Annotated in this window: 10 protein-coding genes; 7 read left to right on the forward strand and 3 right to left on the reverse strand. The window is 68.0% G+C overall.

Annotation, left to right across the window (positions count from 1 at the left end):
- Positions 1–22 precede the first annotated feature (22 nt).
- Complete coding sequence (locus tag C3942_RS02260) at positions 23–769, reverse strand: DsbC family protein (RefSeq protein WP_165797282.1); 747 nt, start codon at positions 767–769, stop codon at positions 23–25.
- A gap of 77 nt (positions 770–846) precedes the next feature.
- Entirely contained in the window at positions 847–1773 is a 927-nt protein-coding gene (xerD, locus tag C3942_RS02265) for a site-specific tyrosine recombinase XerD (protein WP_279330906.1), read from the reverse strand.
- A 19-nt stretch (positions 1774–1792) separates the two neighbouring features.
- On the opposite strand from xerD, the gene C3942_RS02270 reads away from it, so the two are divergent.
- The 4 genes from C3942_RS02270 (at position 1793) to C3942_RS02285 (ending at position 6100) form a co-directional block, all read left to right on the forward strand.
- Positions 1793–2539, forward strand: coding sequence for a lysophospholipid acyltransferase family protein (locus tag C3942_RS02270; protein WP_104228706.1), 747 nt, complete (start codon positions 1793–1795; stop codon positions 2537–2539).
- Between the two features lie 68 nt (positions 2540–2607).
- Complete coding sequence (locus C3942_RS02275; RefSeq protein WP_104228707.1) at positions 2608–3924, forward strand: D-arabinono-1,4-lactone oxidase; 1317 nt, start codon at positions 2608–2610, stop codon at positions 3922–3924.
- Between the two features lie 6 nt (positions 3925–3930).
- The gene (gene zapE / locus C3942_RS02280) at positions 3931–5019 is read left to right on the forward strand and encodes a cell division protein ZapE (protein ID WP_104228708.1); all 1089 of its coding nucleotides are present in this window, start codon (positions 3931–3933) and stop codon (positions 5017–5019) included.
- A 244-nt stretch (positions 5020–5263) separates the two neighbouring features.
- Positions 5264–6100, forward strand: a complete 837-nt coding sequence (locus C3942_RS02285) for an SDR family NAD(P)-dependent oxidoreductase (RefSeq protein ID WP_165797283.1) — start codon at positions 5264–5266, stop codon at positions 6098–6100.
- A 16-nt stretch (positions 6101–6116) separates the two neighbouring features.
- Here the strand turns inward: C3942_RS02285 and C3942_RS02290 are convergent, their stop codons facing one another.
- Complete coding sequence (locus C3942_RS02290) at positions 6117–6764, reverse strand: hypothetical protein (RefSeq protein WP_104228710.1); 648 nt, start codon at positions 6762–6764, stop codon at positions 6117–6119.
- A 190-nt stretch (positions 6765–6954) separates the two neighbouring features.
- On the opposite strand from C3942_RS02290, the gene C3942_RS02295 reads away from it, so the two are divergent.
- From C3942_RS02295 to C3942_RS02300, 3 genes are all read left to right on the forward strand, one after another.
- Complete coding sequence (locus C3942_RS02295) at positions 6955–7602, forward strand: TetR/AcrR family transcriptional regulator (RefSeq protein ID WP_104228711.1); 648 nt, start codon at positions 6955–6957, stop codon at positions 7600–7602.
- 243 nt (positions 7603–7845) lie between these two features.
- Positions 7846–8190 (forward strand): hypothetical protein, encoded by a 345-nt coding sequence (locus C3942_RS21950; RefSeq protein ID WP_133164215.1) that lies wholly within the window; start codon positions 7846–7848, stop codon positions 8188–8190.
- A gap of 81 nt (positions 8191–8271) precedes the next feature.
- Positions 8272–9087, forward strand: coding sequence for a sulfatase-like hydrolase/transferase (locus C3942_RS02300; protein WP_104228712.1), 816 nt, complete (start codon positions 8272–8274; stop codon positions 9085–9087).
- Positions 9088–9578: the final 491 nt, after the last annotated feature.

Here is a 9578-nt window from a genome sequence, read left to right on the forward strand (position 1 = left end):
CCTTTCATCCGATCCGGCCGGATCAGTTCGTCAGGCCGTCATGCCGAGGCGGATTGTCCAGGCGCATCGCCAGCTGCTGCGCCGGCACGTAGCCGTTCACCACCTCGCCGTCGGGCAGCACCATCATCGGCGTGCCGCGCAGGCCCAGTTCCTGGCCCAGCTGCCAGTCGCGCGCCACGGGGTTCGGGCAATCGTGGCGATCGCCGTTCATCGGCGCACCGGCCTTGGCGTTGGTCAGCGCCGTCTTGCGGTCGGCCGAGCACCAGACGGCCTCGGCCTTGCGGTAGGAATCCGAGCCCAGCCCGGCGCGCGGGTAGAACACGTAGCGGATCGTGATGCCGGCATCGTTGTACTCGTTGATTTCCGAGTGCAGCTTGCGGCAGTAGCCGCAGTCGATGTCGGTGAACACGGTGACGACGTGGCGCGGCTTGGCCGGCGCGAACTCGATCGTGCTGTCCGGCCCCAGGGAGGCCAGGCGCGTCAGGCGGAACTCGCGGCGGCGGTTCTCGGTGATCTCCTCGCCGGTCTCGATGTTCATCAGGTCGCCCTGCACCAGGAACTTGCCGTCGGCGGTGACGTAGGCGTAGATCGGGCCGGCCTGGACCTCGTAGAGGCCCGGCGCGCTGGTCTCGCGGATATCTTCCTTCTTGATCTCGGGGATGTATTGCGCCAGGGCCTTCTGGACGCGCTCGATCTGGGTGTCCTGGGCGCAGGCGGTGCAGGCGCCGAGAACCAGGGCGCTGGCGACGAGGGAAAGCAGGTGTTTCATGGAGGATCCGGACAGCGGGGTGGCGGGCATTATGACAAAGACCGACCGGCGGCGTTCAACCACGGCCCGGAGCCGGATCAGCCGCGGGGGTGGTGCCGGCGGTGCAGCTCGCGCAGTCGCGCCTTGGCCACATGGGTATAGATCTGCGTGGTGGACAGGTCCGCATGGCCCAGCAGGGACTGCAGGATGCGCAGGTCCGCGCCGTGTTCCAGCAGGTGGGTGGCGAAGGCGTGGCGCAGGCCATGGGGCGACAGGGTCGCCTGGATGCCGGCCTGCTGCGCGTAGCGCTTGATCAGCATCCAGAAGTTCTGCCGCGTCATCGGCCCGCCGCGGCGGGTGATGAACAGCCAGTCGCTGGCCTGGCCCTCCTGCAGGGTCTTCCGGGCCCCGTCGATATAGCGGCCCACCCACTCCACCGCTGGTTCGCCCATCGGCACCAGCCGCTCCTTGCCACCCTTGCCCAGCACCTGCACCACGCCCTGGCGCAGGTCCAGGCGCGGCAGCGGCAGCTGCACCAGCTCGGACACGCGCAGGCCGCTGGCGTACATCAGCTCCAGCATGGCCCGGTCGCGCAGGCCCAGTTCCGTTTCCACGTCCGGCGCCTCCAGCAGCTTCTCGACATCCGCCTCGCCCAGGGTCTTGGGCAGGCGCAGGCCCAGCTTGGGCGATTCCAGCCGGGCGGTGGGGTCGTCGGGCCGCTGCCGGTCGGCATGCAGGTGGCGGTAGAACTGACGCAGCGCCGACAGCAGCCGCGCTTGCGAGCGTGCCTTGAGCCGGCGCGCCGCCAGGTACTGCTTGATGTCCGCCTCGCCGGCGGCTGGCAGCGAGCCGCCGCGCGGCTGCAGCCAGCGCGCGAACAGGGCCAGGTCCGAGCGGTAGCTGGCCTGGGTATTCTGGGACAGTCCCCGCTCCAGCCACAGGCGGTCGAGGAAGCGGGCAATGGCGGCCTCGTCCTCGAAGCCGGGCGCCTCGGCGAGACCCCGTTCGAAGTCGGCGTCGTTCACCCACCTATAATAGCCGCCCATGCTCCGACGACTCTTCGACCTGGTATACGCGCCGCTGGCCTTCGCGGTCTTCATGCTGGTGCTGCCGCTGGTCTGCATCACCGTGATCGCCACCCCCGGCGCCGCCTTGAGGCGCGAAGTGGGGCGCCTGGGCGTGCGCCTGCTGCTGGGCAGCATCGGCGTGCCGCTGTTCGTGCGCGGCCGCCGGCACCTGCCGGCCACGCCGGCCCTGGTGGTCTGCAACCATGCCAGCTACCTCGACGGCCTGGTGCTCACTGCCGCCCTGCCGCGTCGCTTCACCTTCATGGTGCAGGACGGTGCCGCCGGCTGGCCGCTGGCCGGCTGGACCCTGAAGCGCATGGGCGTGGAATTCGTGGACCGCGGCAACGCCCGCAGCGCCGCCGCCCTGACCCGCACCCTGATCCGCCGCATGAGCGAAGGCGAGAGCTTCGTGATCTTTCCCGAGGGCACCTTCAAGGCCGGCCCCGGACTGCTGCCCTTCAAGAACGGCGCCTTCATGATCGCTGCCCGCGCCGGCGCTCCGGTGGTGCCGGCCGGCGTGCGCGGCACCCGCCGCCTCTACGGCGGCGGCAACCGGCTGCCGCGCTGGAGCCCGGTGACGGTCGAGCTGGAGGCCGCCCTCCACCCGGACGGCTCCGCCCACGCCGCCCAGCAGCTGCGCGACAGCGCCCGCGCCGTGGTCCTGCGGCTCTGCGGCGAACCGGACCGCGCGCCGGCCGAAGCCACCGCCGAACCAGCGGACTGAACGGTGATCCGCTATCCTTGCGCCCCGCACGCGCCCCGCGCGGCGGCCCTCGCCTCCCCCCCGAACCGATGGCGCTGAAACGAACCTACCGCTGGCAGAACTGGTCCGGCACCGTGAGCTGCGAGCCGCACCACCGCAGCCGTCCACTCGGCATCGAGGAAATCCAGTCCGAGGTCCTGCGCTGCGCCGAGGAAGGCGAACGCCTGCGCGTGGTCGGCAGTGGCCACTCCTTCTCGCCGCTGTGCTACAGCGACGAGAACCAGATGTCGCTGGACGACTTCACCGGCATCGAGGCCGCCGACCTCGAGCGCCGCCGCGTCTGGGTCCGCGCCGGGACCACGCTGCGGGAGCTGGGCACGCTGCTGTTCGAGCGCGGCCTGGCGCTGGAAAGCCTCGGCGACATCGACGAGCAGACCGTGGCCGGCGCCATCAGCACCGGCACCCATGGCTCGGGCCTGTCCTTCGGCAGCCTGTCCAGCCAGGTCACCGGCCTGAAGCTGGTGGTGGCCGACGGCACGGTCAAGACCCTGACGCGCGACACCGGCGCAGAACTGCTGGATGCCGCCGCGCTGTCGCTGGGGGCCCTGGGCGTGATCACGCATGTCGAACTGCAATGCGTGGATGCCTATCGCCTGCATTGCCAGAGCTTCCGCGCACCGCTCGAGGAAACCCTGGTACGGCTCGACGAGTACCTGCACGGCTACCGCAGCTTCGAGTTCTTCTGGTTTCCCTACAGCGAGATCGCCCAGATCAAGTGCATGGACAGCACGCGCCGCCCGGCCAACCTCTGGCAGCCGGCCAAGCTGGCCAGCGACCTGGCGCTGGAGAACGGGCTGATGTGGGCGCTGTCGGAAACCGCGCGGCGCCTGCCGGCCCTGAGCGAGCGCATCAGCCGCTTCGCCGCCCAGCGCGTCCCGGTGTCGCAGAGCGTGCGCGACGCCCACCAGGGCCTGGCCACGCGGCGCCTGCTGCGCTACCACCAGACCGAGTACAGCATTCCCCTGGACCGCCTGCCGATGGCGATCCGCCAGATCGACCGCCTGATCAGCGCGCTGCGCTTCCGCGTGCATTTCCCGCTGCACGTCAGCTTCGTCAAGGCCGACTCGCTGTGGCTGTCGCCCAGCTACCAGCGTGAATCGGCCTATGTCGCCGTGCACATGTACCGCGGCATGCCCTACGAGGACTACTTCGCCGCGGTCACCGACATCTTCGACCGCAACGACGGCCGCCCGCACTGGGGCAAGCAGCATGACAAGACCGCGCACGAACTGCGGAGCCTGTATCCGCGCTTCGACGACTTCCGGCAGCTGCGCCAGGAGATGGACCCGCGCGGCCTGTTCCTGAATCCCCACCTGGCGGACCTGTTCGACATCCAGCGCAGGTAGCTTGCCGTGACCAAACCCCTCACTCCCCGCCAGCGCTACGACCGCGACCTGCAGCGCACCGACTTCAGCCGCGACGCCTCGCAGGCCCGCGCCGTGGACGCCCTGCAGGGCGTCTACGAAAACCTGCTGGCCCACCCGCCGAAGCGGCGCTTCGGCCTGGCGAAGAAGCGCTGGACGGCCGTGCCGGGCCTGTACTTCTGGGGCGGCGTGGGCCGCGGCAAGACCTACCTGATGGACGCGTTCTACGACTCGCTGCCCTTCAGCGGCAAGCGGCGCACGCATTTCCACCGCTTCATGCTCGAGGTGCACGAGCGCCGCAGGAAGTACCCCAATGAACAGGACCCGCTGAAGCTGGTGGCGGCCGAGTTCGCCGAAGAGGCGCGGGTGCTGTGCTTCGACGAGTTCTACGTCTCCGACATCGCCGACGCGATGATCCTGGGCCGCCTGTTCGAGTCGCTGTTCGAGGCCGGCGTGACGCTGGTGGCCACCAGCAACATCCCGCCGGAGAAGCTCTACGAGAACGGCCTGCAGCGAGCCAACTTCCTGCCGTTCATCGACGTGCTCAAGCGCCACGTCGGCGTGCTCAACGTGGACGGCGGCATCGACTACCGCCTGCGCACGCTGACCCACGCCGAGATCTACCACCACCCCTGTGACGCCGCCGCCGAGGCCAACCTCAAGTGCTGGTTCGACGAACTGGCGCCGGACAAGTGCCGCAAGGATGTCGATATGCAGGTGCACGGCCGCACGATCCACGCGCGGCGCCTGGCCGACGGCGTGGCCTGGTTCGACTTCGCGGCGCTCTGCGAAGGCCCGCGCGGCGCGGCCGACTACATCGAACTGGCCCGCACCCACCACGCCGTGCTGCTGTCGCGGGTGCCGAAGCTGACCGTCTTCCACGAGGATGCCGCCCGGCGCTTCATCAACCTGGTGGACGAGTTCTACGACCGGGCGGTCAAGCTGATCATCGCCGCCGAGGTCCCCCAGCCGGAGCTCTACGCCGGCGAGAAGCTGAAGTTCGAGTTCCAGCGGACGCAGTCGCGGCTGACGGAAATGCAGTCGGAAGAGTATCTCGCCCGGCCGCACCTGCCGTAGCGAATCCTCGCAGATCGTCATGCCCGCGATGGCCGGCCTGACGGCCGGGGACCGCGCGGGATGAATCTACCAACCCCTCCGTCACATCCCGGCCTTAGAATCCCCGCCCGCCGGCTTCTGAAAACTGGCGTCAGATTCGGAATTGAACAGTGCCGTGCAGACAGGGTCCGTTGACGTCAGGGACATGACGGAACGTTCAGGTCTGCACTATGTTTCCAGGGTCACCAGAAGGATTTTCGCAGCCATGAGCGCCGCTTCATCGCCCATCCAGAGCTTCATCGGCAAGACCGTCGTCATCACCGGCGCCTCCAGCGGCATCGGCGCCGAGGCCGCGCGCCAGCTGGCCCGGCGCGACGCGGTGGTCTGCCTGATCGCCCGCCGCGAGGAGGAGCTCCGCGCCGTGCAGGCCGAGATCCAGGCCGAGGGCGGCGAGGCGCACATCTATCCCACCGACCTGGCGGACCCGAAGTCAGTCGACGCCTGCTGCGAGAAGCTGCTGGCCGAGCACGAGCGCATCGACGTGCTGGTCAACAACGCCGGGCGCTCGATCCGCCGCCCGCTGATCGAGTCCGTCGGGCGCATGCACGACTTCGAGCGGACGATGCAGATCAACTACTTCGCCGCCGTGCGGATGACGCTGAACCTGCTGCCGCGCTTCCGCCAGCAGGGTCATGGCCATGTCGTGAACGTCTCCAGCGTGGCGGCCCTGATGAGCACGCCGCGTTTCGCCGCCTACCTGGCCAGCAAGGCGGCGCTGGACGCCTTCACCCGCTCCATGCGCATCGAACTGGCCGAGCACGGCATCGACGCCACCACCATCAACTACCCCCTGGTCAAGACGGCGATGACCGAGCCGACCAAGGTCTACAAGTACCTGCCGCAGATGGAAGTCGCGGACGCCGCCGGCTGGATCCTGGACGCCATCGCCCGCCGTCCGGCACGCCGCACCACCCCGCTGGCCACCGGCTTCCTGCTGGCCACCTCGGCGGTGCCGGGCCCGGCCCTGAAGCTGTTCGCCGAGTTCTACAAGCGCCGCCTGGAAAAGGCCCAGCAGAAGATGCGCACGGACCAGGCCGGCTGAGGTTCCGGCCCGGGACTCAGTACAGGTAGGCCTCCGCCTCCTCCAGCGCCCCGGGAATCCCCGCCGCCACCTGCGGCCGCAGGCGCACCAGGCGTTCCTCCTGCCAGGACGCGCGGCTGCGCTCCTTCGGGGTCGCGGCCAGGCTGTCGCGCCGCATGCGCAACTCGCGCAGCCGGTTGTCGATCCGGGACAGGGCCCCGCTGGTATCGCTGCGCTGGCCCTCCGCCGCCAGGGCCTCGCGCTGCTCCGCCCGGCGCTCCTGGCTGAGGCGGTCGCGCGCATCCAGGTACTCCTGCATGTTTTCCTGCCCGGTCTTGGCCCGCGGCCTGGCCGGCGGCTCCGGCGACAGGCCGTCCTGATCCGCCAGGCGCTCCCGCTCGAGGTTCCGTTGCTGGTTCTGCTGCTGCAGGAGCAGCAGCTGCAACTGCTGCGGCGACAGGCCCTCCAGCTGCTCAGGCGTCAGCGGCGCGGGCTCCGCCGGCAGGGCCGGGGCGGACCCGGAGCGCGGTGCCGCCTTGTGGACCTGCACCGAGGCGCCGCTGCTGCAGGGGCGGTCTTGGAAGACCGTGCCCGAAGGGGTGCTGCAGCGGTAGGCCGACTGCGCCTGGGCCGGGGAACAAAGACAGGACAGCAGCAGCACGGACAGGACGGCGGGGGTTCGCATGAGGCAATTCCGGAGAAGGTGCCGCAGTCTAGCCTCGAGGCCGGCGTTTTCAGAGGTTTTTCCGGCGCGGTGAAGAGATGTCGCCGATGCGGATCGAAGGGACTGGGAAAATCTGACTAACGAGTCATTTTTGCGAGACCAGTTGGTATACTGACTCACTCGTCATATCGAATCCGCAGGGGGAATACCGATGCTGCAGCCGATCGAAACCAAGAAGCGCCGCAAGCACGCCCCGGAGGAAACGCGCGCGCAACTGATGCGGGCTTCCGCCAAGTGCTTCGCCGCGGTGGGCTACGGCCGCACGCAGGTCAGCGACGTCACCCGCGAGGCGGGCGTGGCGGTGGGCACCTTCTACGTCCACTTCACCGACAAGGAAGAGGCGCTGCTGACGGTACTCAAGGGCCACTTCGAGCCGGTCCGAGAGGGCCTGCAGGCGCTCAAGGTCCGCCTCAAGGCCGACCGCAGCCGCGAACTGGCCGGTTCGCTGCGCAGCGTGCTCGGCTTCATCCTGCAGCAGTCCCTGCAGGACCGCGACGGCTTCCTGGCCTGGTACCGCCACGGCCATGACGTCAGCGAGAACGCCGACCGCCTGGTCATGGCCTACTACGGCTACCTGGAACAGGCCATCGCCGAGGAACTGGCCACCGCGCAGGGCCTGGACGAGCAGACCCGCAGCTCGCTGGCCCAGGGCATCGTCGGCCTGCTGCTGTCCCTGATCAACCGCCAGCTGCTGACCGGGGAACCCTCGGCGGAAGAAGCCACCCGCATCAGCCTGCTGATGTCGCTGGGCGGGGTCACCGCCGCCCGCGGCCAGCCGGCACGCGCGATCGCCGCCTGAACCCGGCCTTCCCGCCAAAGCGCGCAGCGGCCCGGCCGCTGCGCGCTTTTTTGTTTGTCGGAGCGGCCAATCGCCGGCTGGAAACCCCTGGCACCCTCCTGGCCCGGGCCTTGCTGTCAGGTGGCCAGGGATGCAAATCCCGGGGCTCCTGATTGGTGCAGTGCACCAATGAACTTGGGGTAAAAGCCTGTAATACTTTGGGCTATAACTATATAGCTGTAAGCGCGGCGGAGGATATGGACCATGCTGTTATCGGCGACGATAACCGACGATGTCCGTTTTATCGGACACGATGACAACATAATGTCGCGGGATCACGGGGATTCGGCCGGCTTGCGGGAATCCCCCCGCAATTTGCCGGTATTGGACCGGATCACCCCGGTATCGCGCCGGAATTCTGCTTTTTGCCGTCCGAACGCGCGGCAGGACTTGTTAGGCAGTGACAATTTTGGTCAGTCGAGCCTGATTCGGTTGTCAGGCTTTGCTTACAAGGCTGCCGGCAATCCGGCATTCCGGCCGTTCCTGTCGGCAATGCCGGTCGTCAGTTGTCTCGTTCCTCTTACAGCCCCACCGGCATACGAAGCCTAGAGTCGCCTGCAGTACATGCAGAGCGGCCATAGCCGCCATTTCCTTTTCAGTTCCTCACATTCCGGGCCGTCCCTACCCCCAATGAGCAACAACCTCGTCTTCATCGTCATGGACAGCTGCCGTTTCGACAGCTACAAGCAGGCCCGCACGCCGAACATGGACTACTTCGGCGAAGGTCTGAAGCGCTACTCCTACGCCTCCTGGACCTCGCCGTCCCACTACACCTACCTGATGGGCATGACCCCGCACGACAACCCGCAGGGGGTGTTCGCCTCGGAGGTCTACAAGAAGGAGTTCTCCAAGTGGGTGGACCGGCTGGGGGTGGACGGCCTGTCGTTCAAGTCCTTCGTGCCGCAGCTGTCGCTGCCCAATGTGCTGAAGCAGCACGGCTACCGCACCAACGCCAAGGTGTCGATGCCGGTGCTGAACCCGACCTCGCACATGAACAAGCACTTCGACGAATACAAGCTGATGTCGAACCACAACGATTTCGCCGGCATGGTGCGCGAGATCGATTTCTACGACGACGAGCCGCAGTTCTACTTCCTGAACCTGGGCGAGACCCACTACCCGTACATGCTGGACGGCAAGGACCTGCCGCACATCTCGGGCGTGCACGGCGTGTTCAAGCACATGGACGACAACCTCGGCGCGGGCTCGGAGGACAAGTTCTTCGACGACGAGCAGATGAAGTCGCTCCACAAGCAGCAGATCAAGACGGTGGAGTACGTCGATACCGTGCTGGAAGGCCTCATCGAGAAGGCTCCGGCCGGCACGCATTTCATCATCACCGCGGACCACGGCGAGTGCTTCGGCGAAGGCGGTTTCTTCGGCCACGGCCCGATCGTGCATGAAAAGGTCATGGAAATACCTTTTCTCGAAGGCAAGAAGCGCTAAGCCGCGTTCATCCAGAAAGGCAGGGAAACCGCCATGACCAGCTCCTTTGAAATCCTGGGCCTGAGCCCCGTCAGCCTGCCGAACCCGGCACTGGCAACCGCGATGGCCCGCGCCAGCGGCACCGGCCTGCTCAACCTCGAATTCTGCGGCGACGCGGCCGCCGCGCAGGCGCAGTTCCAGCGCCTGCTGCAGGAGGGTGCCCGCGGCCGCATCGGCCTGAGGCTGACGGCGGCACAGGCCGAGCTGGGCAAGGCCCTGCTGGCCCGCGCCGGCGACCGCGCGCTGACGCTGATCCTGGGCGGCCCCGCCAACGGCCTGGCGCACCTGGCCAAGGCCATCGGCGCGCGCAAGCAGGACCGCCTGCTGGCCGAGATTTCCGACGCCGCGGCGCTGCCGGAACTGGGCAACCGCTTCCAGGGCCTGGTGGTGCGCGGCCACGAATCGGGCGGCTGGGTCGGCGAGTACACCAGCTACATCCTGCTGCAGAAGCT

The organism is Solimonas fluminis (assembly GCF_002930645.1).
Classification (GTDB): Bacteria; Pseudomonadota; Gammaproteobacteria; order Nevskiales; family Nevskiaceae; genus Solimonas_A; species Solimonas_A fluminis.